The 21,428-nt window shown below is 59.9% G+C and carries 27 protein-coding genes and 2 pseudogenes; 22 read left to right on the forward strand and 7 right to left on the reverse strand.

Translation table 11 applies throughout. The features are described 5' to 3' along the window. The 5 genes from LMH93_RS29210 to LMH93_RS29230 all read left to right on the forward strand — a co-directional run bounded on the left by LMH93_RS29210 (position 1) and on the right by LMH93_RS29230 (position 3,577). A complete protein-coding gene (locus LMH93_RS29210) occupies positions 1 to 558 on the forward strand; it encodes a helix-turn-helix domain-containing protein (protein ID WP_051555726.1) in 558 nt (185 codons plus the stop codon). A 28-nt stretch (positions 559 to 586) separates the two neighbouring features. Further along, positions 587 to 877: a hypothetical protein gene (locus LMH93_RS29215; protein WP_051555725.1), complete on the forward strand. Its 291-nt coding sequence runs from the start codon at positions 587 to 589 to the stop codon at positions 875 to 877. Next, the gene (locus LMH93_RS29220) at positions 870 to 1,415 is read left to right on the forward strand and encodes a hypothetical protein (RefSeq protein WP_036986388.1); all 546 of its coding nucleotides are present in this window, start codon (positions 870 to 872) and stop codon (positions 1,413 to 1,415) included. Before LMH93_RS29215 ends, LMH93_RS29220 begins: the two co-directional genes overlap by 8 nt. A 139-nt stretch (positions 1,416 to 1,554) precedes the next feature. Next, entirely contained in the window at positions 1,555 to 2,826 is a 1,272-nt protein-coding gene (locus LMH93_RS29225; RefSeq protein ID WP_028691925.1) for a DUF1173 family protein, read from the forward strand. A 1-nt stretch (position 2,827) separates the two neighbouring features. Continuing rightward, the gene (locus LMH93_RS29230) at positions 2,828 to 3,577 is read left to right on the forward strand and encodes a hypothetical protein (protein WP_226342966.1); all 750 of its coding nucleotides are present in this window, start codon (positions 2,828 to 2,830) and stop codon (positions 3,575 to 3,577) included. 16 nt (positions 3,578 to 3,593) lie between these two features. Here LMH93_RS29230 and LMH93_RS29235 read toward each other — a convergent pair whose 3' ends face one another. The 6 genes from LMH93_RS29235 to LMH93_RS29260 form a co-directional block, all read right to left on the reverse strand. After that, positions 3,594 to 4,877, reverse strand: coding sequence for a Y-family DNA polymerase (locus tag LMH93_RS29235; RefSeq protein WP_028691924.1), 1,284 nt, complete (start codon positions 4,875 to 4,877; stop codon positions 3,594 to 3,596). Further along, complete coding sequence (locus tag LMH93_RS29240; RefSeq protein ID WP_028691923.1) at positions 4,867 to 5,295, reverse strand: LexA family protein; 429 nt, start codon at positions 5,293 to 5,295, stop codon at positions 4,867 to 4,869. Before LMH93_RS29240 ends, LMH93_RS29235 begins: the two co-directional genes overlap by 11 nt. A 2,068-nt stretch (positions 5,296 to 7,363) precedes the next feature. Then, the gene (locus LMH93_RS29245) at positions 7,364 to 7,687 is read right to left on the reverse strand and encodes a hypothetical protein (protein ID WP_028692297.1); all 324 of its coding nucleotides are present in this window, start codon (positions 7,685 to 7,687) and stop codon (positions 7,364 to 7,366) included. Between the two features lie 294 nt (positions 7,688 to 7,981). Continuing rightward, complete coding sequence (locus tag LMH93_RS29250) at positions 7,982 to 8,203, reverse strand: hypothetical protein (RefSeq protein ID WP_028692296.1); 222 nt, start codon at positions 8,201 to 8,203, stop codon at positions 7,982 to 7,984. A gap of 19 nt (positions 8,204 to 8,222) precedes the next feature. Beyond that, entirely contained in the window at positions 8,223 to 8,522 is a 300-nt protein-coding gene (locus tag LMH93_RS29255) for an addiction module antidote protein (protein WP_028692295.1), read from the reverse strand. Further along, positions 8,519 to 8,821 (reverse strand): type II toxin-antitoxin system RelE/ParE family toxin, encoded by a 303-nt coding sequence (locus tag LMH93_RS29260; protein ID WP_028692294.1) that lies wholly within the window; start codon positions 8,819 to 8,821, stop codon positions 8,519 to 8,521. The genes LMH93_RS29255 and LMH93_RS29260 overlap by 4 nt, the downstream gene beginning before the upstream one ends. 202 nt (positions 8,822 to 9,023) lie before the next feature. Between LMH93_RS29260 and LMH93_RS29265 the strand changes: the two genes are divergently transcribed. The 15 genes from LMH93_RS29265 to LMH93_RS29335 all read left to right on the forward strand — a co-directional run bounded on the left by LMH93_RS29265 (position 9,024) and on the right by LMH93_RS29335 (position 19,772). Next, complete coding sequence (locus LMH93_RS29265) at positions 9,024 to 9,803, forward strand: DUF4942 domain-containing protein (protein ID WP_028692293.1); 780 nt, start codon at positions 9,024 to 9,026, stop codon at positions 9,801 to 9,803. A 152-nt stretch (positions 9,804 to 9,955) separates the two neighbouring features. Next, positions 9,956 to 10,324: a hypothetical protein gene (locus LMH93_RS29270; protein WP_028692292.1), complete on the forward strand. Its 369-nt coding sequence runs from the start codon at positions 9,956 to 9,958 to the stop codon at positions 10,322 to 10,324. Then, entirely contained in the window at positions 10,324 to 10,668 is a 345-nt protein-coding gene (locus tag LMH93_RS29275) for a theronine dehydrogenase (RefSeq protein WP_226342977.1), read from the forward strand. Before LMH93_RS29270 ends, LMH93_RS29275 begins: the two co-directional genes overlap by 1 nt. A 337-nt stretch (positions 10,669 to 11,005) precedes the next feature. Further along, positions 11,006 to 12,097 carry a hypothetical protein gene (locus LMH93_RS29280; protein ID WP_051555741.1) on the forward strand — a complete coding sequence of 364 codons (1,092 nt, stop codon included), beginning with the start codon at positions 11,006 to 11,008 and terminating at the stop codon, positions 12,095 to 12,097. 145 nt (positions 12,098 to 12,242) lie between these two features. Then, the gene (locus LMH93_RS29285) at positions 12,243 to 12,485 is read left to right on the forward strand and encodes a hypothetical protein (RefSeq protein ID WP_028692289.1); all 243 of its coding nucleotides are present in this window, start codon (positions 12,243 to 12,245) and stop codon (positions 12,483 to 12,485) included. A 51-nt stretch (positions 12,486 to 12,536) separates the two neighbouring features. After that, positions 12,537 to 14,219: a DNA cytosine methyltransferase gene (locus LMH93_RS29290; RefSeq protein WP_028692288.1), complete on the forward strand. Its 1,683-nt coding sequence runs from the start codon at positions 12,537 to 12,539 to the stop codon at positions 14,217 to 14,219. Positions 14,220 to 14,305: 86 nt separating this feature from the next. Then, positions 14,306 to 14,527 (forward strand): hypothetical protein, encoded by a 222-nt coding sequence (locus tag LMH93_RS29295; protein ID WP_028692287.1) that lies wholly within the window; start codon positions 14,306 to 14,308, stop codon positions 14,525 to 14,527. Between the two features lie 3 nt (positions 14,528 to 14,530). Further along, positions 14,531 to 14,971, forward strand: a complete 441-nt coding sequence (locus tag LMH93_RS29300; protein WP_028692286.1) for a hypothetical protein — start codon at positions 14,531 to 14,533, stop codon at positions 14,969 to 14,971. A gap of 11 nt (positions 14,972 to 14,982) precedes the next feature. Beyond that, positions 14,983 to 15,246, forward strand: coding sequence for a hypothetical protein (locus LMH93_RS29305; protein WP_134998160.1), 264 nt, complete (start codon positions 14,983 to 14,985; stop codon positions 15,244 to 15,246). Between the two features lie 670 nt (positions 15,247 to 15,916). Continuing rightward, the gene (locus LMH93_RS29310; protein WP_051555729.1) at positions 15,917 to 16,312 is read left to right on the forward strand and encodes a hypothetical protein; all 396 of its coding nucleotides are present in this window, start codon (positions 15,917 to 15,919) and stop codon (positions 16,310 to 16,312) included. 24 nt (positions 16,313 to 16,336) lie between these two features. Continuing rightward, a complete protein-coding gene (locus LMH93_RS29315; RefSeq protein ID WP_028691958.1) occupies positions 16,337 to 16,894 on the forward strand; it encodes a single-stranded DNA-binding protein in 558 nt (185 codons plus the stop codon). Positions 16,895 to 17,084: 190 nt separating this feature from the next. Then, positions 17,085 to 17,912, forward strand: a complete 828-nt coding sequence (locus LMH93_RS29320) for a DUF932 domain-containing protein (RefSeq protein ID WP_028691957.1) — start codon at positions 17,085 to 17,087, stop codon at positions 17,910 to 17,912. Between the two features lie 58 nt (positions 17,913 to 17,970). Then, positions 17,971 to 18,393, forward strand: a complete 423-nt coding sequence (locus LMH93_RS29325; protein WP_028691956.1) for a hypothetical protein — start codon at positions 17,971 to 17,973, stop codon at positions 18,391 to 18,393. Positions 18,394 to 18,416: 23 nt separating this feature from the next. Further along, positions 18,417 to 18,731, forward strand: coding sequence for a TrfB-related DNA-binding protein (locus LMH93_RS29330; RefSeq protein WP_028691955.1), 315 nt, complete (start codon positions 18,417 to 18,419; stop codon positions 18,729 to 18,731). 21 nt (positions 18,732 to 18,752) lie between these two features. Further along, positions 18,753 to 19,772 (forward strand): hypothetical protein, encoded by a 1,020-nt coding sequence (locus LMH93_RS29335; protein WP_051555728.1) that lies wholly within the window; start codon positions 18,753 to 18,755, stop codon positions 19,770 to 19,772. A 506-nt stretch (positions 19,773 to 20,278) separates the two neighbouring features. Here LMH93_RS29335 and LMH93_RS29340 read toward each other — a convergent pair. Beyond that, complete coding sequence (locus LMH93_RS29340) at positions 20,279 to 20,647, reverse strand: hypothetical protein (RefSeq protein ID WP_137188492.1); 369 nt, start codon at positions 20,645 to 20,647, stop codon at positions 20,279 to 20,281. A 182-nt stretch (positions 20,648 to 20,829) separates the two neighbouring features. Between LMH93_RS29340 and LMH93_RS29345 the strand changes: the two are divergent. Beyond that, a pseudogene (locus tag LMH93_RS29345) lies at positions 20,830 to 20,895 on the forward strand (hypothetical protein); the annotation flags it as partial. A 242-nt stretch (positions 20,896 to 21,137) separates the two neighbouring features. Further along, positions 21,138 to 21,410, forward strand: a pseudogene (locus LMH93_RS29350) (EamA family transporter); the annotation flags it as partial. Between the last annotated feature and the right edge of the window lie 18 nt (positions 21,411 to 21,428).

Consider the following 21,428-nt stretch of genomic DNA (forward strand, 5'->3'; position numbering starts at 1 on the left):
ATGGCCAGTGACAATAACGAGATCCGCGCCTATGCGCAGCCTGCCCAGCGCGGCACTTGGGTGCAGACTGAACGCGCTGGCCACGAAGCATGGGCCGCGTTGACAGCGCAGGCGCCCCGCGCCGCCCAGTTGATGCACATCCTGGTGCAGCACATGGACAAGCAAGGCGCGCTCATTATCAGCCAGGCCACGCTGGCCAAACTGATGGAAACATCGGTGGCCACCACAAAACGCGCTATCGCCATTCTGACCAAGCACAACTGGATCCAGACCATCAGCGTAGGTGGCCAACGGGGTGGCACGCTCGCTTATGTGGTGAACAGCCGCATCGCTTGGGCCGACAAGCGGGACAATCTGCAGTACGCCCTATTCAACGCACGGGTGCTGGTTTCGACAGAGGACCAGGCCGATTTGGGCGATGCCAAGCTCAAGCAGCTGCCAACGATGGAAGACGGCGACATTCAATTGCCTGCAGGCCCTGGCATGGACCCACCCGCCCAGGAATCGCTGGACGGCATGTTGCCTGATATGCCGTCGATTCCACACAGCAACAGCTAACCGCGATCATCATTCAGGGAGATTCACGATGCCACAGCCAAGCAACAGGACTTTCGAAGAACAGGAGCTGCACGCCAAGGCCCAATGCTTCGACTGGAACAGCGATTACCCACATGGCGCCTTGGTCAGCTACGAAGAACTGTATGGCCAGGGTGAAACGCACCGCGACGAAACGCGAGGCAAAGCGTGGGTGATGTGTGGCCAAGCCGTGATTTTTGTTGCCGGTTTGTCCGGTGCGGTATCGCTCGACCACTGCACCGTCGTTGCGGCCCTGGAGGCCAAGCAAGAACCGGCAGCTGGGGAAGTCGATCATGTCTGACGAGCGCTATGCACAGCTGCAGCGGACGCTGATCGAATCCGCCAAGCAGCACCTGGTCGAGCTGACCGGTGCCTTGGCGCTGCCCAACGGCGTGGACCGCAATGAGGGTGTTTCTTCGGCCTGGTGGCAACTGACCGCCCTCACCCAGCTGACCAACTTCGACAGCGGACTGGACGAGGCGACCAAGCATGAACTGCGTGCCATCGATCAGTTAGCCATCCAGGCGACAACTCAGCCGGTAGACAAGGCACTGGTGGCCAGCGAGGCAGACAGTGAAATTGCAGCTGCGTTGGCTGATCCCACCAGCTCGCACTGGTTTAGGCACAGCTTGCAGCAAGCGTTACCGCGTGATCCGGTGGATGCGGTCAATGATGCCGAGTGGCTTTTCGAGTTGTTGAACAAGCGCTGCGTGGCCCAGCTGCAGGACGATCCTGCACCGCCAATGAACATGGCGTTTCGTACGGCTGATGGTCGCACCACGCAGATCGACATTGCACAGGCTACGCCAGTCATCGAGCTTGGCGACTTCAAGGCCTGATTTAGCCAGGCCCCAAAAAGACGAAACCCGCAGCACGGCAATGCTTGCGGGTTTCTAGGTTTTTGCGAAGGAGCAAAAATCCACCTGCTCATTGTACATCGAGCACGGGAGATTTCACAGCGACACGGAGGAAGCAGCTATGGCAGATCAACGGTATGCGGTAAGCATCGGGCTTGGCGAAAAGGCCGAGCAGTATTCGGAGGCTTACCAGACCCAGCCAAGCTATGCGGTGCAGTGGAAAGGCGTGCTGCAGAAGGCACACGGCCATGCCCTGGTCCGCTGCCTGTGCCCAGGCAAAGGCACGCGGAGGTTGGCCGTACGGCACAGGTCAGATAAGGATTCTTTCCACCTATCCCGCTATCCCCACACCGGCGCCGAGCATGCGCTTGATTGCCTGTACTACTCGCCCGACCCCGACAAGTCGGGCTTAGGCGCCTACAGCAAAGGCGTGGTCGAGGAAACCAAGGACGGTGACCTCAAGGTCAAACTCACCCTATCGCTGCGCAAGAAGGATCCGGCAGAAGTTCAGCCGATGGAGGGCACCGCCCCTGCCCCATCAAGCGGAAAGCCCACGAAGCCGGCGATGACCTTGGGTGGCCTGCTGCATCTGCTATGGAGCGAAGCGGGCCTCAATCAGTGGGTGCCAGGCATGGCCGGCAAGCGCGGCCTCGGGCTGATTCACAGTCGGCTGCAGCAAGCTGCCGACCGCATGCTGGCTTCGCGCATGAGGATTGGCGATGCCCTGGTCATTGCGACGAACTCAGCTGGCCAGCAGGCCGACGCCAACAGCCTCAAGGTGGCCAGCGCAATGAGGAACAGCCGCCGCTTGGTCGTCATTGCCCCGCTGGCCGGCTACTCCGAGGAACGCGAGCAGACCATGGACCGGTACATCACCATCACCGGCTTCAACGGCATTCCGCGTCTGTTCACTGACGGCGATCTTTGGCAGAGAACCGCCCGGAGCTACGAGGCTGCGTTGCGCGGTTGGCGTGAAGGGCGGCGCGTCATCGCTATTGTTCAGACCGATCAGCCCACCTCAGCCAGCAAAGCCCAAGCGCTCAACGTCGCCCTGATGGTCGTCAGTGATGAATGGATCCCCATTGAATCTGGCTACGAGGGTGTGATCGAGGCGCTGTTGCGCGAGCAAGGGCGCCGGTTCATCAAGCCCATGCGTTTCGATGCTGGGCAGGAGCAGGTCTTTCCCGATTTCTGGCTGATGGACGTCGGCGCCGGCAGAGAGGTGCCGATGGAAGTGTATGGCCGTCAGGATCCGAAGTACCTGGCCCGCAAGCAGGTCAAGTGCGCCTACTACGCCCAGCACTACGGGCCGACCGGGTGGTGGTCTTGGGATGCCAGTTCAGACCCGCGTGGCCTGAACATTCCAGCCTTCCCACCAGCTCGGCATCCGTAGCATGGCGACCGTCGACTGGGAGCTTGTGGGGCAAGCCCGGTGGTACGACTGCAAACTGGGCAAGCTCAAGGATGTTGAGCTTGCCCGTTTGATCGGGTCCACCCCGCACAGGATCCGGCGCCGCCGTGAGCAACTTGGGATTGCGCCCTGGTCGGTCGGCCAGATGATAGAACCCTACAAGAATCTGCTGGGATTTGCCCCCGACAGTGCAATCGCTGCGCGTTGTGGCGTCACCAACAAAAGTGTCAAAGCCTACCGCGAGTCGCTGGGCATTCTGCCGGTGTTCCGGCCCGCACCCCGCAAACAGGTGTTGCCGCTCAGTCATGACCTGCGGCCCTACAAATCGCTCTTTGGCTATGTCAGTGACCAGGAGATTGCCCGGTTGGCCAGCGTCGATCTGGCCATGGTTCAGGAAGTCCGCGAAGGACTGGGCTTTGAACCTGTGCAACCAATACCTGGTGACAGCCCCCCTACTCCCATTCCCGACTACCACGGCCCCTGGTTGGGTTATGAGTCACTGTTGGCGACCATGACCCCGACTGAAATTTGCCGGCAGGTTGGCGTGCCGTACCCAGTGATTGTGCAGCGCTGCGCTTTCTTGGGTATTCAACCCTATAAGCGTGTGTCTGTAGCGTCCCGCTACGACCACCTGTTAGGGAAGGTGCCAGATGCGTTGGTGGCCAAGCTTGCCGGAGTATCCCGTGCGAGCATTGGCGTACGCCGCAAGCGGCTGGCCAGCCGCAAAAGCTGATTCTCGCACGCGAGAATTACCGGCATTGTACCTTCCACAGCTGGTCCCAGCTGGTCATGTAACTGGGGCTTAGCAATGCTCGCCGCATGCCCCAATCCGGCGTCAGCGGGACAGCGGCAGTCCGCAAACAGTCGTGGCCCCATCGGCGGTTGATCTTGTCCATGGTAGCCATCAGAGCGTCCGAGCGCTCGGGTTGGCTCGGGCTGAACAGGTCCTGCGTGTACTCCCCCCGCTTGCGCAGATCCATCAGCAGCACCTCGGCCTTGCTGTAAGCAAAGCCGGGCCGATAGATCTCCCCTACCGCCTGCAGCGCGTATTTGGTCAGCTGCCGAACGTCATCCGTTGGGTATGCGGGTATGCAGGAGGCCGCGTTGGCGTACTTCGGCCCGTCGCCATGGAATGAAGTCTGGATGCCGATGCGCAGGGCACCGCACAGCGAGCGCTGCCGGCGCAGCTTCTCCGCGGCGCGGTGAATGTAGGTCGCCAGCGCCTCCTGCAGGCCCTGGAGCGTATGCACACGCTGGCCAAACATCCTGCTTGAGCAGATCGATTGCTTGGCAGGCGTGGACTGTTCAAGGTCCATGCAGGATTCGCCCTGCAGCTCCCTGATGGTCCGTTCAAGCACAACGCTGTACTTGCGGCCCATCGCTCGCGCTTCGGCCTGCGACAGCTCCCAGGCCGTGCTTATTCCGTCGCGGGCCAGGTTGTCACGCATACGGCGACCGATCCCCCACACTTCATCAACCGGCATTCGCCGGAGCAGCCATTCGACCGCCTCGGGCTTGCGCAGGTCGACCACGCCGCCTGTTTTCTCTCGCCACACTTTCGAGGCGTGCTGCGCCGCCTTTGCCAGGGTCTTCGTGTGGCCGATGCCTACTCCTACCGGTAGGGCAGTCCACTGCAGCACTCGGGCTTGAATCGCCCGGCCTACATCAATGATCGGCTCAGGTAGCCCGTCGAGTCGCACGAACAGTTCGTCAATCGAATACCGTTCCCAGTCCGGTACCAGGGATTCGATGGCCACACCCACGCGATGACTCAGCTCGCCATACAAGGTGTAATTGCTGCTGAAAACGGCGACGCCGTTCTGCTCCAAGAAGCCGCGCACCTTGAAGTAGGGGTCCCCCATCTTCAACCCAAGGGCTTTCGCCTCGTTCGTACGAGCCACGATGCAACCGTCCGAGTTGCTCAAAACAACGACTGGGCGTTGCCGCAGCTCCGGTCTGAAAATGCGCTCACAGCTGCAGTAGAACGAGTTCACATCCACCAGGCCGAAGACGGGCCGAGGTTCACTGTGCATGCTGCGTGAGATCCCAAGTCACGACCCCGAACACCTCGATGGTGCCGTACTCGCTGGGCGCGATGCTCTTGTACGCGGGGTTAGCCGATTCAAGAATCCAGCCTGCCGGCGACCTGGCCAGCCGCTTCACCAGCGGCTGGTTGTCGACGTAGGCCAGCACGATATGCCCAGCGCTGGGCGTGATCGAGCGGTCGACCACCAGGCGGCTCCCGTCGAAGATGCCGGCATCGCGCATGCTGTCGCCTTCTACCTGGACGATCCAGACATGCGGGGCGCGGATGTTCATCAGTTCATCCAGGGAAAGTGGTGGCTCGTAATAGTCAGCTGCTGGACTCGGAAAGCCGCCTGCAGCACAGCCGGCAAGCACCTGCAGCAGCTGATCGGAAGCCGCGAGGGGGAGGGGAGTAAGCGCGTTCATAAGGCACCGTGAATTACTGTATCCATATACAGTAATTCAGGTCGAGCGATGCGGCTAGAGCCGCTGGTATAAAAGGCTCAGCCCGCACCAGCGAAGGTATAGTCGTTCTCGGTCATGGTGTTCGTGCAAACCTGGTAACGAACTGCCTATGATAGGCGCTGCTACGCACCGAACGCCGAATTCACCGGCGAAGTCGGCGGCGAATTTCGGGCACAAAAAAACCGCCTGGACGGGCGGTTCGTTTGTGCGAATCGAATGGACGTTCGTTTCGCGGTTCGCTGATAGCGTCAACAAGGCCGATAGTAAATACAGTGGTACTGGTTGCGCAATAGCCGAACAGCGACCGGCGCAATGATCAAAATTGATCATCGGAAGATTCACCGAAGCGCCGAGTAAAGCGATCATCATTTTGGCTAACGCAATTTTTTTGGGAGTTTGAGCGAATATGCCCAGTTTATCAGCCTGTTGCCGCCACCTAGCGGCATTGCTGGGCATCGTCAAGCCCCCGTCGTCATTCGGAAAAATAAACTTCACAAACGCGTAAAAAGGCTTTTTTCGGTCATGGTTTTTGCGGTATGAAGTAGAGCACCGGGCGGCTTGCTGCCTTGGGGGGCCTTTCCACCGCGTCTGGACAACGCGCCGGGAATGGAGAGGGCCGATGAACACTCTGGTTCGCTGATAGCGTCAACACCCTTACGGGGCTGATCAGTGAAACCGTTGCACTGTCCGGTAAGTGCGGCGGGCCAGGGACCTACCTTTTTGGGGGTTCTATGAAAACGCTAAAGCGTCTCATAGAGGTGGTCAACGTGGCTGATTTCCTGGCCAAGCTGACAAACGTGTACAGGGCCTGGCTCTGGATTCGTGACCACCTTGATTGATTAGTAACACAGCTGTAGGCCCCGCTACTCGATGGCGGGGCTTTTTTTTGCCCGCTGGGGGGCCGATGCCGGCGAGCGAGCCGGATCACAGGCAAAAGAAAACCCGCGTTGGCCAGGCCGCAGCGGGTTCCTCCGTCAGTCAGGTGTTAGCCGTTCCAACTATCGCGGATCCACTCAACCAGGAGCTTTGCAACAACCTGGATGGTGAGATCTTTAAGGAATTTATGCATTCCAAGGACCCTCACGGTGCGGGCCTCTGTCTCTATCGCAGCTTTTCCGGAACACAGGCCGACGACGAGATAGCAAGTCAGATGATCTCTGCGAGACGCGGGCGGGGCTGATGTTAACCAGGGATCAAATCCGCGCGGATTCCTAGGCCCGCGTCCCCAGCAGTGTTTTGAATCTTTAGAACGGGGGCACCCCACCCGGTACAAACATGCCACAAACGACTGCCCGCGATATTACCGGCTCCGCTGTCGCTGTGCCATCACAAAAGGGGGCTGACCAGGCTTTTTTTGGGCGAAAAAAAACCGCCGTAGGAGGGCGGTTTTCTTCGGCATCGCGGTTAGGAGCCGCTTTGCCAGGTCTCGCAAAGATCATCTGACTGGGTTAATAGTCGCAAGAGTTGACAGGTATGGCAACTATTTTTTGAGCAATCCACCAGTAAACGCTGGGGGAAACGAGCCAGCGCGCCACGGGCGTGCCCCCATCCGGGGGGCGGCTGTCGTGAACCAAGCCCCGGCCAGAAGCACGCCGGGTCTTGGCCCTTCGGGCTTCCATCCTCACGCCTCCGGCCTTCGGCCTGCGCGCTCCGCTTGCCGGTCGTTCCATGGCAACCACTGCGGCTAGCTCAGCAACCATCGGTAGGAAGCGGACGCCCCAATGGCCTATCCGCCACCAGGCCTTGCCTGCAAGGGGCTTTCGCGGCATATCCTCGCTCGCTGCGCTCCCTGCGGTATTCCACGGTCCCCTTGCACGCGGCCTGGCTCTGGATAGTCCGGGCTTACCGCGTCCTACCGAAGGCTGCCGAGCAGATCCACCCAGCGGTGGCGCGCTTCCATTCCCAAAGAGCAGGGCGGCATCCGCTTCGCGGCTGCTGCTTTGAAAAGCGTTTGTTTCCCGCGCCCAAACGCTCGGCATTAAAGCAGATCTGCAAGAGCGCCTGCGGTCAAGCGCTCTGGACAGTTGATTCAGCCGATGAATACACGCACCAGGGGGCTGTCGAGAATGGAGACGTGCCGTGACAGCAAGCAGGCAAAAAGCCCCAGCGTGATCAGCGTATAGACGTAGCGGCGTTTTCTCTCCGGCGTCAGATCATCAGGGCTATCCGTCAACGCGGGGAACTCGCCATTTATGCCCTTGGGCACCATGACCAGGAACGCGAATAACACATAGTCCCAGCCAGTGAATCCAGGGTAGGGGGAATGTAGCGATGCCCACGCGGCGACGCCCACCCATACCGCCCAAGCGAGGGCGTAACGCGGCCTTTTGGTCATGCAAGCGATGTTTTCCATGTGCGTATTACTCCTTGTGTGGATGGTGCCTATTTCACGTAATAGCAGGGGTCTTGGGCACGGGCAGCTTTGGTTTTACCAGGTAGCTTGGCCATTGCCTCAGCCAGATCTCGCCAAGGAAACTGATGGTTTGGGGTTTGAAGGCTGCACCCGTATCCATGCACAAATATTCTGTCCGGCTCACTGGCTCGGGTTGCCATTCCGCATTCCTGGCAGGAAATGTCATCGCCAGAAAGTACCCATAGACGCGACCAGTCACGCAGTCTGTTGCTAAGGCTAATTCTCGGCATGGGCCTAACCTTTCCGCGTGGCCGAGCGACCATCTTTCCAGGTCATCCAGTAAAAAATGGCGATGCCCACAATGGCGCCGATAGGCCCAGCGCGCTCTATCCATGGGACTGAAACGGTAGGTAAGGCCAGGTTAAGGCCGATCACAATCATGGTGGCAACGAGCCACCCAAAGCCAGCTGCCACGGGTGTGAGCAAAATCCTTTTGACGATCAGATCCGTGTTCATAGCGACTCCTTTTGGGTTGTTAGTGTGCCGGTTCAACGTGCTTGCGTGTTGTCAGGTCCAGGCCAACGGCACGCATCACGGCCAGCAGGGTTTTCAAGGTCGGATTGCCCTTGTCCGAGAACGACCGGTAAAGGTGTTCGCGGGAAAGGCCAGATTCATTGGCAAGGGCGGTCATCCCTTTGGCGCGGGCCACGACACCCAGGCATTTTGCGATATAGGCCGCATCGCCTGTTTCGAATGCGTCCTCCATGAATACTGCGATGGACTCAGCATCGGTCAGCGCATCAGCGGGATCGTAGTCGTAAAATTGTTCTTTCATTCATCGTCACTCCACTGGCTGGCCAAGGACTTGGCGGTTTCGATATCCCGCGCTTGGCTGCTCTTGTCCCCACCACACAGCAACAGGACCAGCTGGTTACCGCGCTGCTGGAAATACACGCGGTAGCCGGGGCCGTGGTGGATACGCAGTTCGCTGATCCCTTGGCCCACTGGTTGAACGTCTCCAAGCAGACCATGCGCAACGCGGAAGACTCGCGCAGCGATGATGGCTTTGGCCTGCTTGTCTCGCAGCTTGCGTTCCCAGTTCCTGTACGTGGCGGTTTGTTTAATTGTCTTCATGGGATTGATTGTAGCTTATAAATCACGATTGAACAAGGTTCTCGCATGCGAGAAAGTCAATTTATGGTAAATATAGATTTGACCTAGAGTTGACGCAAGCAGTTTCTTTTGGGATACTGAATCCGTCGAAGCAATCCCGCTTAGACAAGCCTGGAACCAGCGGCGGCAACCGCTCCGGGCACGTTGCGAAGGAGTCAGAACAATGTCTATTTTCAAAGAGTTGGCGCTACCTACTACGCTGGACGATCTGCTAACTGCCCGCGAGGAAGCGCTGCGCCTGATGGCAGATGCACGCCGCACACTTGAGATGGCCGAGGAAGTCCTAGCGCCTCATGGTCGCTATCTGATGCCTCACGCCGGGAAAATCAGGGAAGACCAGGACAGGGTGCGCCGCGAACTGGACACCTCCCTATGGCGCCGGGCGTTCGATATGACCGGCTTTAAACAGCTCATGGACGCGGAGGCCGTCGCGGAGTTTGAGAAAAGCCTTTGCCCATCCCCGCCTGAATTCACCGCATCGACAATTAGCGCGACGTTCATTGACCTGCGCATAAACGCCGAATCGATGTTCCAGCGTGGGGTTTTCAATGTGTTCCGGTATCTATCTGACGACTACCGCACAAACGCTAAAGAGCCGTTCCGCATCGGCCCGAAAGTCATCATGGAAGGCATGGTCGAATCTTCGTTCACAAGTGGTCTTTGCATCCGGTACGGTTCGTGGGCAAAAGACAAGCTGAATGACCTTGATAGGGTATTTCAAACGCTCGATGGCAAGCCCTTCCAGCCTCACGCATTGACCTCAGCTATGGATGCTGCCTTTCAGGCTGGGGAAGTGTTCGAGAACGAGATCTACCGGGCTAAAGCCTTCAAGAAAGGCACGCTCCATCTGGAGTTCCTGCGCCTGGATCTGCTGGATAAGGTGAACGAGCAGATAGCTGAATACTATGCCGGCAACGTCCTTCCAGACGCTCGGGCTGCGTAGCAAGTGGAATATACTATCAGTCAAATTAGATTTGACTGATAGTTGACTTATGCAAGCCCCTTTGCGATACTAACCAGGTCGAAGCAATACCGCTTCAACAGCCCGGAACCAGCGGCGGCAACCGCTCCGGGCACGTTGCGAAGGAGATTTCCATGAGCGCCTATATCGTCGACCGTTTCCATATTTCCGCCATCCTCATGTTCGGCTGCACCGGCAAGCCCGATGCGACGACCTACCAAATCCTGGCCGACCAGGGCCAGCAACTGCTGGACGAAAACCTGCGCTCGGTTCGTGCGCGCTATCCGGGCGAAACCTTCAGGGCCGAACTGTTCGGGCTGGATGAAACCGTGCGCAAACCCACCCCCCTTGAAGCCCTCAAGCTCATTCAATGCCTGGAGTACCAGTCGAACCAAAATCGCGACTACTACGCGACCGAGGCATTCCGCACCCTGCACAGCATCCGCCAAGCGGCCCAGCGCAAGCTGCCGGGTTGGGATCAGGCACAGTGGGACTTTGCGTGATGGCCACCCAGCAGGTAGCGCCGCCCATGTGGCGCTACTCCCTACGCTGGTGTATGCCTCACCTGCCTTGCCCTGGCGCCTTTGAGTTGCTGGTGATCGAGGCGCCGGCAGGGCAGAAGCTCCCCGAGGAAATGCGCAAGGCGTGGGAGGCCCGCCCAGCAGGCTATGGCGTCTGCCTGGACTTCCCAGCCTCGCAAGCGGTGAGGCGCTGGAGCGACGAGGCCAAGGGCAAGGTACGGCGCAAGAACCTTGAGCGGCGGATAGAGAAACAAGCGCCATTGTTCGCGGATGAATTGATTGCCCGCGAGCTGGCCCAGCGACCCACCTATTTCGAAGGCAAGTAACCCTAGCCGGTACACGCGGCGGCAACCGCTCCGGCACTGCGAAGGAGAAACCCCAATGCCTAGCTATCGAGTTGTATGGACTGTTGATGTTGACGTTGAAGGCGACCACCGGGCGGCAGCACAGGCGTGTGCCCGCCACTACTTCCAATCGCGTATTGCAGATGGTGATCCCGACAGCGCCTGCGTGTTTGAGGTGACAGGACCGAACAACAGGGCGGCCATAGTCGATCTGGCCCCCAGCTTGTGCGACCTGATAGGCGACGACACCGAGTAATCACCCCCACAGTGCCCGGATCCAGCGGCGGCAACCGCTCCGGGCACTTGCGAAGGAGCACGCATGAACGCGATCAGCCGCGGCTGTCCACTGGACAGCGCTCAGCCCATTTTATCCCTGGCCCAGGTCGAGGCCCTGCGCACTGCGTTGGCAGGGCGGCTGCTGGCCGTCTGTTTCGGATCTGGCGTGGACTCCACGGCCATGCTGGTAGCTCTGCACGCGGCAGGGTTGCGCCCGGATATCATCACCTTTGCCGACACTGGCGCAGAGAAGCCCGAGACGCTGGCCCACATCGAGGCGATGGATTCCGTACTGCGGGCGTGGGGCTGGCCGACTGTCAGCGTGTGCCGGAAAAAGCCCAAGCCGACCACTGAATACCAGGATCTGTACGGCAACTGCATGGCCAACGAAACGTTGCCTAGCCTGGCCTTTGGCATGAAGTCCTGTTCGGTGAAGTGGAAGCAGGTGCCCCAGGATCAGTTTCTCAAGGGCGCTCGCTCCGGCCCCAACGCCAGGTCCCCCCACCCACTTTGGAAGCATGCCCAGGCAACCGGGCAGCGCATCGTCAAGCTGATCGGGTATGACTGCGGCAAAGCCGACCTGCGCCGGTCTAAGGCGATCAAACCAGCCGACGCCGACTTCGATTATGTCTATCCCTTGCAACTGGTCCGCTGGACCCGGCGCGATTGCGTACGGTCGATCACCCAGGCCCTCGGTGCGGACCTGGTGCCGATCAAATCGGCCTGCTTTTTCTGCCCAGCTTCCAAGCACTGGGAGCTGTATTGGCTTGCCGCGAATCACCCGGATCTGCTGGAGCGTGCCCTGTTGCTGGAACGCAACGCGCTCACCGGCAAGCACAGTCGTTTCGACGCGGTGCAGTTCGGTGCCTCATGGGAAGACCTGGTGCGCAATGCCGATGGATTCCCCAGCACGACGACCACGGTAGGGCTGGGCCGTAGCTTCGCCTGGAATCAGTGGGCACGGGTCAACGACGTTGTGGACGAGGGTTTCAACGTCAAGCGCACCGCTACTGATCGAGCACGGTTCGCCAAGCTATCCGACACCCTGCGAGATCCTGACAACGCCTTGGACTCACGCACACCAGGAATACCCGTGGTCGACATCACCGCCGAGCAGATGGAGCTATGGCAGTAATCAACTTACGGTCACATTAGATTTGACCAATAGTTGACAGTAGGTTTTGCTTTTGCGATACTGGGTACGTCGAAGCAATCCTGCTTCGACAGCCTGGAACCAGCGGCGGCAACCGCTCCGGGCACACAGCGAAGGAGATTCACCAATGGCTATCGAAACCCACCTGTTCTATTTCAGCTCAGCCGCGCAGCTGCGCGAGTTCGCCGGCTTCACCGTCGAGCCATCCCACCAGGCCCGCCCAGGGCAAGACCCCGCCACCGTCACCATGTACACCGTCGTCGCTCAGCGTTCCGGCATCGGCCAGCGCGAAGTCATCGCGGAGTTCCCGCTGGAACTGCACGCCGAGATCTTCCGCGATATGGCCGAGGCAACTGCCCGCGCCCTCTGACCACAGCCCCGCCCGGACCTGGTGTCCGGGCATTCGTGACGGATGACGAACATGCTTACAAGGTATGTGCTCAAGCACTTTCATTTCTGCTGCGGGCTTGGCGGCGGCGCCAAGGGTTTCAACCAGAACAAAGAGGTAGTTGGCCACCTGCAGGCAGAATGGCGCTGCATTGGCGGCGTCGATGTGGACGCCGGCGCGCTGCGCGACTTCGACCGCTTGGCCGGCGTACCAGGTACACAAATGGACCTGTTCACCCGCGAGCAGTACACCGCCTTTCATGGCAAGGAGCCGCCCGCCGAATGGCGAGAGGCTACGCCGGCAGACATACGCCGCGCTGCGGGCTTCCAGGATCCCGATGTGGTGTTCATCAGCAGCCCCTGCAAGGGGGCTTCTGGCTTGTTGTCCGAGGCTTTGAGCCTCACCCCCAAATATCAGGCCCTCAATGAACTGACGTTGCGCTGCGTGTGGCTCATGTGCGAAGCCTGGCAGCACAACCCGGTGAGCCTGATCGTGTTCGAGAATGTGCCACGCCTGGCCACCCGTGGTCGCCACCTGCTCGATCAGATCGTCCAGGTGCTGAACTTCTTCGGCTATGCCGTGAATGAGACAACCCACGACTGCGGGGAGCTGGGCGGGTTGGCCCAAAGCCGCAAGCGCTTCCTGTTGGTGGCCCGGCACGTCGAGAAGGTGCCGCCGTTCCTCTATGAGCCGGAGAAAAAGTCCCTGCAATCGGTCGGTGCTGTTCTTGGCCGCATGCCGCTGCCGGGCGATATCGAGCGCGCCGGCCCGATGCACCGCGTTCCTGCACTGCAATGGAAAACGTGGGTACGCCTTGCCCTGGTCGAGGCCGGTAAGGACTGGCGCAGCCTCGATCAGTTGGCCATCGAAGATGGCTACCTGCGCGACTTTGTGATTGTGCCGGAAGCATTCTCCGGTTATCTCGGCGTGCGCGGCTGGGGTGATTCAGTGGGCACGGTCGCCGGTCAAACTGGCCCCACCAATGGCGCATTTTCCGTCGCAGATCCGCGCAGCCCAGCCAGTGCCGCGCAGTACCAACAATATGGCGTACGGCGCTGGGAGGACCCGAGCGGCGCAATCATCGGCATCAAGTCGCCAGGGCAGGGCACGTTTAGCGTGGCAGATCCGCGTGGTGCAGCTGGTGGCCATGGCAAATACAACGTGACCCGCTGGGATGGTGCCGCACGTACGGTCATTGCAGGCAGCACGACAGGGCAGGGCGCCTTTGCAGTACAAGACCCACGCCCAGGATTACGGCGAGTGAAAGGCGATGCCTACCTCACCGGGGGGCATTATGGCGTGGTGCCGTGGGAGGGCCTGGCCGGCGCTGTTTCCGCCAGTGCGCGCTTGGACAATGGCCGGTGGAGCGTGGCAGATCCGCGTATGCCAGCCGCGAATGATCGGTTGACCTGCGTGATTCAGAGCCTCGACGGAACCTGGCACCGGCCATTCACCACCCTGGAAATGGCCGCGCTGCAAAGCCTGGTCGACCCGGAGGAAATGCTTGAGCTGGACGGCTTGAGCGATCAGGCGTGGCGCGAGCGGATCGGTAATGCCGTGCCGCCAAAAGCCGCCGAGGCTATTGCAGGCGTCATGGCCCAAACCCTCCTGCTGGCAAAGCAGGGCGAAACCTTCTTGCTCAGCCACATGCCGGTGTGGGTACGACCTGTTGCGGTCGGCCTATCGCTGGCCAGCAACCTCGACAAGGCAGCATAACGACTGGCGCCCCGCCCGGGGCGCCTCACCTTCCCGGTCAAGACGGCGGCAACCGTCCCCGGGAAACCACGCGAAGGAGATACACCATGTTCCGCGATCTCACCATGAGCAAAGCCCAACGTTCCAGCCAGGCCCTGCATACCGCTGCGCGCTTGGCAGAGCATCGGAAGAAGTGGTATTCAGCCGCCGAGCTGTACGAAGCCGCCGCGTCACTCTGGCCAGGTAAGGGCATCAGTTTGATGCGTCGTGCCGAACAGTGCCGCTCCCTGGTTGTCGATGCCAGCGATGAAATGGATTTTGAGGATTGAGCCATGGACGAACGAACGGAACAGGAATTGACCGCGTACCTCGATGTGCTGCTGTGGCTGGAGACGGCTTCGGTTGCCGAGATCGAGGGGGCTTTGTCGGTGGCCACCGCTCCCGCCCGCGAGGATCTGGAGCTGGGTATTCAGTGCCTGATGGACTCGGATCGGCCCGGCCTGGCCAACTACTTCCCGAACCTGGTAAACCGGCCCACCTCCCTCAATGAGATCCGCCAAAAGTTCTCAGCGATGGCCCAGTCCATGGATCAGTTGGAGGATTCGTTGCGTCGGCGGCGAACCGATCCGACCTATCCCCTCATGGGTTACGGCGCTGTACTCGGTACATTGGCCAAGCTGCAGTACCTCAACAAAATCACACCGTCGCAGCGCGAGCTGCTGCTCAGCGAGCTGGCCAGCCTCAAAGGCGGCGGGCTGCGCCTGGACAACTGACGAGGCTCGCCATGAAACGCAAGACCAAACGGCGCAACTGGCTACCCGTGGTTCTCTGTGCGATTGCCGGTGTAGGTCTTTTGACGGTTGAAATGCTCGCTTCGCGGCATATGCTTCAACGCCGGCTTGATCAGAAGTACCAGGAAAAAGTGCGTTATCTGCAGGAGCATCCACCGACCACCACTCGCATCGAAATATTGGTGCCGGATGCTGCATCCTCCATGACGCCGAAACGCATTGATGAAGCGCTGCATCCGGCTGGACGGACCCAGTAAGGTGCAGTCCTGTGCGTGCCCCCTCCGGGGGGCGGCTGTCGTGAACCAAGCCCCGGCCAGAAGCACGCCGGGTCTTGGCCCTTCGGGCTTCCATCCTCACGCCTCCGGCCTTCGGCCTGCGCGCTCCGCTTGCCGGTCGTTCCATGGCAACCACTGCGGCTAGCTCAGCAACCATCGGTAGGAAGCGGACGCCCCAATGGCCTATCCGCCACCAGGCCTTGCCTGCAAGGGGCTTTCGCGGCATATCCTCACTCGCTGCGCTCCCTGCGGTATTCCACGGTCCCCTTGCACGCGGCCTGGCTCTGGATAGTCCTGGCTTACCGCGTCCTACCGAAGGCTGCCGAGCAGATCCACCCAGCGGTGGCGCGCTTCCATTCCCAAAGAGCAGGGCGGCATCCGCTTCGCGGCTGCTGCTTTGAAAAGCGTTTGTTTCCCGCGCCCAAACGCTCGGCATTAAAGCAGCTCGGTAGAGCCGTCAAGCGTACGGCGCAGAAAAAAGCATGATTTCTCGCACGCGAGAATGTGCGACAAGCGGTCAATTTAGATTTGACCAATAGTTGACTTTGGTTAGGCCCTTTGCGATACTAAACCTGTCGAAGCAATCCCGCTTCGATAGCCTGGAATCCAGCGGCGGCAACCGCTCCAGGGTAGTCGCGAAGGAGTTTCACACATGAATATCACCGCTCAGGCCCCCGCAGTCAGCGCCCACAATTGGCTCACTACCGGCGACTTTCTGAACTTCGCCAAAAAGATTTGGGCGCCGGTCGCGTCGAATAGCGAGGCGATGGAGCGCAAGGTTGATGACCTGTACGGCGCAGCATGCGAACGCTTCCCTACCTATGACACGATGGTGCATAACGCCTTCTGTGCGAGCATGGACGCAGAGTTCGGCGCCGATGACCAGGCCGAGGGAGTGGCAGAAATCTTTGCGTATGCCCGCGAGGCTTACGGCTATATGTCTGCCAGTGAAAACGAAGCACAACGCCAGGAAGACGCCGACAACGGCCTTTGCTGGCACGGCCTGGACAGCATGACCTGCCCTTGCGGTTGCTTCGAAAACGACTAATCCAGACGGAAAAGGAGATTCATCATGGCCCGTGGCGTAAATAAAGTGATCCTGGTTGGGACTTGCGGACAGGACCCCGAAGTCCGTTACCTGCCAAACGGCAACGCGGTAACTAACCTCAGCTTGGCCACCAGCGAGCAGTGGACCGACAAGCAAACCGGGCAGAAGGTCGAGCGTACCGAGTGGCACCGCGTCTCGCTGTTCGGCAAGGTGGCCGAGATCGCCGGCGAGTACCTGCGCAAAGGTTCCCAATGCTACATCGAAGGCAAGTTGCAAACCCGCGAGTGGGAGAAGGACGGCATCAAGCGTTACACCACCGAAATCATTGTCGACATTAACGGCACCATGCAGTTACTAGGCGGTCGCCCGCAGAACCAGCAGCAGGGCGGCGATCCGTACAACCAGGGCGGCGGCGACCAAGCACCCCGCCAGCAGGCGCCACGGCAGCAGCGCCCACAGCAGCGCCCGCCAGCTCAGCAGCAAGCGCCGCAACCTGCACCACAGCCAGCAGCCGACTTTGACAGCTTTGACGACGACATTCCGTTCATGGACCCGTACCGTTTCAGCTGGCAGCTTCAGTAAACACCCGCAAGACCAGGCCCGGCGCAATGTCGGGCTTTTTTCTGCGCGACAAACGGTCAAATTAGATTTGACCAATAGTTGACTTAGGTTCGAGCCTTTGCGATACTAACCCTGTCGAAGCAATTCCGCCTCGACAGCCTGGAACCAGCGGCGGCAACCGCTCCAGGCAAATCGCGAAGGAGATTCAAAAATGCGTCTATCCAGCAATTTCCGTAACCCTTGCATGGTCCGCAGCGACAGCCCACTGACCAATGACGATATCGCCCGCGTAGCGCCCTCGATCTTTGCCGAGGAAGCTCACGAAAGCCGCTCCGATCGTTACCGCTACATTCCCACCGTCGACGTACTGGAAGCACTGCGCAGCGAAGGGTTCATGCCGTTCATGGCCTGCCAAACCCGCGTGCGCAACACCGACAAACGCGACCACACCAAGCACATGATCCGCCTGCGCCACGCCGATACCATCGTGGCCAAGGAAGCCAACGAAATCATCCTGCTGAACAGCCACGACGGCACCAGCAGCTACCAGATGATGGGCGGTTGCTTCCGTTTCGTGTGCGCCAATGGCCTGGTGCTGGGCGATGCCGCGCTTGATCAAAAAGTGCGTCACAGTGGGCGTCAGGATGTCATCGGGGAGGTGATCGAGGGCGCCTATGAAGTCCTGAATCACTTCCAGCTGATCGAAGAACAGCGCGAAACCATGAAAAGCATCCAAGTGGGCGGCGACCTGCAGCACGCCTTTGCCGAGGCTGCACTTGCCTACCGTTACGACCCGGCAGACGGCCCGGCTCCGGTGACCGCTAGCCAGCTTCTGGCACCACGCCGCCGCGAAGACGCCACCAATGACCTCTGGTCGACCTTCAACCGCGTACAGGAAAACACCATCAAGGGAGGGCTGCGAGGCCGCAACAAACAAGGGCGCCGCACCAGCACCCGTGCCGTTTCCGGCATTGACCAGGACGTGAAATTGAATCGCGCCCTGTGGGTACTGGCCCAGCACCTGCGCCAAGCCGCCTAACAGCCCCAGGCCGGGCGCCCAGCGCGCCCGGTCTGCACCATGCAGGGAGATCGCAGCCATGCAAAAAGTTTTCTATGTACCCGGCCAAACCGCAATCATCGACTATGCCCGCCAGATCGGCCCCAATGCTTGGGCCGCTCGCGCAACCTGGCTGATGCTGCCAGAGATCCAGGTAAGGCACCCCGGCGCTGTGCTGGGCGATGAAGTAGGCTTTCTGCAAGCGCAGGAAGCCGCCCACGGCACCCAGCCGGCGCGCATCACCGAAACCCGGTATGACTTCGCGCTTAGCCGCGCTCAGGTGCTCGACTACAACGCCGGCGAGGCCGGCGATTCGTTCATACTGCAAGCCCCCGAGGTTGGCGACCTGGTGCGCGTGTACGCCCGTTCAAGCGGTCGTTACTGGACGTTCCTAGCGCTGCCGACCATCACGCATTGCGAGATCTGGCAGCGGATTCACCAGCAGGGGGCCGCGGCTGATTGACTACCGACACTAGGAGCTGATGAATGCAGCCGATGTACACCAAAGAAGAATGGAAGAAGGTTGCGCCCCTGTTTGCTTCCAAGCGCCTGGCCATCTCGACCGTCGAGGTGGCCAAGGCCGTTCTGGTCGATGGCCAGCGCATCACCGACGTAGCCGAGGCCAGGGGGATGACCAAGCAGACCGCGCACGCAGCGGTAAAGCGTGTGCGGAAAATCCTGGAAGAGCAGGGCGCCGGCGAGCTGGTCCCCGTCCTGGTGTGGCTGCCCCCCGAGTTGGCCGAACAGGTGCGGGAAATGGCCAAGCCATTCCCCCAGCCTGCCGCCCAAAAATCGAAGTGAAGAATCACAAGGAGAGACGAAATGTCGTCTGATGAACTCATTTTCCAGGCTGACCGGATTCACTCAGTTTCCATTCATAACGTCACCCTGGTTGCTAACCAGATCAATGAGGACGGGAAAACGGCTGACCTGGTTATCGAGTACCAGGGAAAGCAGCACACGTTGCGCGCCGCTCATTACGTGAATGAGAGTGACGTAGGCAAAGTGGGCTATGTACTGCCAGCGCATTTTGCGTCGTCGGCAGCAGGGAATGGCACCATGATTTTCCGGGCCTACCAGGATCAAAGCCTGCGCCGCGTGTACGAGCTGGACACCACGAACGATGAATTTCAGATGGTGCCGCTTAACCATGGGAAGTGGCCGCACCACCGCGCTCATTTGACATGCGGTTGGCGGTGCGACAGTCGACCTACCGGCTTTCTCGCACCGGCAGGGCTTGTGCCTGGTGCCAAAGGCGAGTTCGTGCCGGATGAAACAGAAGTTGTTTCCGTACGCATTCCGCCTGAATTCGAATGGGAAGCACGCCGGCATCAGATGAAACCTGCGGAACTGCTCGAAAGCTTTATTGGCGACCTGGCCGGCATCCAGAACTTTGGCAACAGGCCCCGGGCTGACCGCTTCGGCAGCAACGGCAGCGACGAACGCATGCTGGCTGATCACTGGCTGGAGCGGGCGCATGGTATGAAAGCTATAGACCCGGACCAGATGAATCAGCAGGCCGAGGAAGCAGAGGAATGGGATGCACAGCAGGACGAATGGTCGGAGCTGCTGGGCGAATACGCTGATCGAGGCGGTGATCCTCGCCAGTTGCTGGAAGCCGTTGACGGTGTGCTGACCAAGCTGGACGAGTTGGGGCCTGATTTTGTGCTGGATCTGCAGGCCGAGGTTGAAGCGACTCAAACCCTGCCCAAACTCACCGAGTTGAATCCCTCGCAGCTGGCGTACCTTGAGAAATGGCTGGCCAGCAACGGCCCGAACAACCTCCTAAAGTGGCCAGGTTGGCATGACGCCCGAGTTGGCCAGGCTCCGAAAGACGTTTGATTCTCCCTCTTGTGCGTGCCCCCTTCGGGGGGCGGCTGTCGTGAACCAAGCCCCGGCCAAAAGCACGCCGGGTCTTGGCCCTTCGGGCTTCCATCCTCACGCCTCCGGCCTTCGGCCTGCGCGCTCCGCTTGCCGTTTGTATCGTACGGCCGAGGGGGCAACTCCTTACCCGGCCTCACGGCCGGGATGGCCCATCCCACCTGGTAATCAAGATCGAGGGCGAGCCGGCCAGCAGGCCGGGCGCTGCAGCAGCTCGCGTGGGGAGCAAGTGCATGGCTCGGGAAATCGCCCTGCAGTTGCCCACCGCCCAGGCGATGATGCGCACCTGGTCCGTGGACAACTGCACCGTTCGCTCTGGCCCTTGTTGGGGCCCCGCTCACTGGACGATTTTTGTGTGTGGGCTGGGCGACTGCGCAAGAGCGGCCTTCGGCGACCAAGGGCTGCGCCCTTGGATCCGCAAGCCCAACGCGCCGGCCTCCGAATGGATGCCCTAACGCATATATGCGTTAGGGCTTGAACCGGCGATGTGCTACGCAGTCATCGAAGTCATCCCGGTAGCGGACCCGGATCTCTGTCATGGCCATGACCAGGGCTTGCACCATCGGCTCCAGAGTCGCCTCCAGCTGATCCAGGATCTCAGGACCGACCTTTGATTTGTTGGCGGCTGTGCGCCCTTCCGTTGCGAATTTCTCCAGCGCAATCCGTACGTCCACCCCTCTCCCGAGCAGCTTGGTGCAGAGGTTTTCTGCCAGGGTCGGAGTTATGTCCAGCCCGTTCAGCCGTTCCACCTGCAGGAATGAAAACACCAGGTCGCGCTTGCAGCGCTTGTGCGCTGCACCGAGTTCCGCGCCGCAGTGGCTGGCCATCTGGCGCAAGCTGCCTTCCCGATTTTCCAGGTATCGGCGGTAACCATCGAGCCGGTCGGCGTACGCCGATTTGGGGGGCATAGAGAAAACGGAAAAAATCGTACGATAAGCCCTGCTGACAGCCTGCAAGCCCTTAGGTTGTGTAGTCGGTGTCCGAATGGGGTATACCCTAACTTGATGTCAGGCAGGGTGTCATTTTCAGAAGACGACTGCACCAGTTGATTGGGCGTAATGGCTGTTGTGCAGCCAGCTCCTGACAGTTCAATATCAGAAGTGATCTGCACCAATCTCGACTATGCTCAATACTCGTGTGCACCAAAGCGAGGTGAGCGGGGTTCTAGGGATTTTCCGTCCAAATGCGACATTCAGACTGCTAAGTGATTGATTTATTGTGACTGGCTATGTGAAGCGCCAAAAAAGTAATACCCCTCTGGAGGCCGCGGACGGCGTGGCCTCCAGAGCACTTTGTCGTTTTTGGACGGAAAATCCCTAGAACCCCAATGTTCTCGGCCTGGCGTGGCTCGGCCTGATCGGAGCGGGTTTAACCTACTTCCTTTGGTTCCGGGGGATCTCGCGACTCGAACCTACAGTTGTTTCCTTACTGGGCTTTCTCAGCCCGGGGACCGCCGTGTTGCTAGGATGGTTGTTCTTGGATCAGACGCTGAGTGCGCTTCAAATCATCGGCGTCCTGCTCGTGATCGGGAGTATCTGGCTGGGCCAACGTTCCAACCGCACTCCTAGGGCGCGTATAGCTTGCCGGAAGTCGCCTTGACCCGCATGGCATAGGCCT

This window comes from Pseudomonas sp. CIP-10 (assembly GCF_020911845.1).
Lineage (GTDB): Bacteria > Pseudomonadota > Gammaproteobacteria > Pseudomonadales > Pseudomonadaceae > Aquipseudomonas > Aquipseudomonas alloputida.